Origin of the sequence: Photorhabdus sp. RM323S (assembly GCF_042879375.1) — a bacterium.
Classification (GTDB): domain Bacteria; phylum Pseudomonadota; class Gammaproteobacteria; order Enterobacterales; family Enterobacteriaceae; genus Photorhabdus; species Photorhabdus tasmaniensis.
The window spans coordinates 1-664 of the sequence record NZ_JBHFKZ010000183.1; the positions used below are offsets into that span (position 1 = coordinate 1).

The 664-nt window shown below is 54.1% G+C and carries 1 pseudogene; it reads left to right on the forward strand.

The annotated features are described in order from the left end of the window. Window positions 1-557 (forward strand): annotated as a pseudogene (locus ACGF7G_RS22565) (type VI secretion system tip protein VgrG); the annotation flags it as partial. Between the last annotated feature and the right edge of the window lie 107 nt (window positions 558-664).

Below are 664 nucleotides of genomic sequence, written 5' to 3' on the forward strand. Positions count from 1 at the left end.
ACTTTCTTGATGGTGACCCGGACCAGCCGATTGTCACCGGGCGCACCTATCATGCCAACAACATCCCGCCCGGCACCTTACCGGGCAGCAAAACCCAGATGGCCTTCCGCTCAAAAACCCACAAGGGCGAAGGCTATAACGAACTGTGTTTTGAAGATGCCAAAGGCAGTGAAGCACTGTCGCTGCACGCTCAACGGGATATGCATACCCGGGTAAAACATCACCAGACTCTCACCGTAGAAACCGCCGACCGTGAGATCACCGTTCAGGCCGGTGATGAAAAAACAACCATTGAACAGGGTAACCTGACGGAAACCATCTGCCAGCTGCGCAGCACCGATGCCAATCAGGTCCAGGTCAGGACCAGCGCCGGGAAAGCGGGCGACGGGACTCAGCTGTATGAAGCCAGTGACACTATCACGCTGAAAGTCGGCGCAGGAAAAATCGTGATGACCCCGGAGAGCATCAAAATCATCTTCGGCGGAGAGACCAACAGCATTGAAATCAACGCCAGCGGCGTCATCGTGTTGGGCGGCAACATCAATATGAACAAGTAAACCCATCCCAAAAACAGCTTAAAATGATTATCAGGACCCGACCATGACCCAGGAAACCCGCTTCATCCCGTTTCACTTCAATGCCGGCACAGTGAAGATGCCTCACG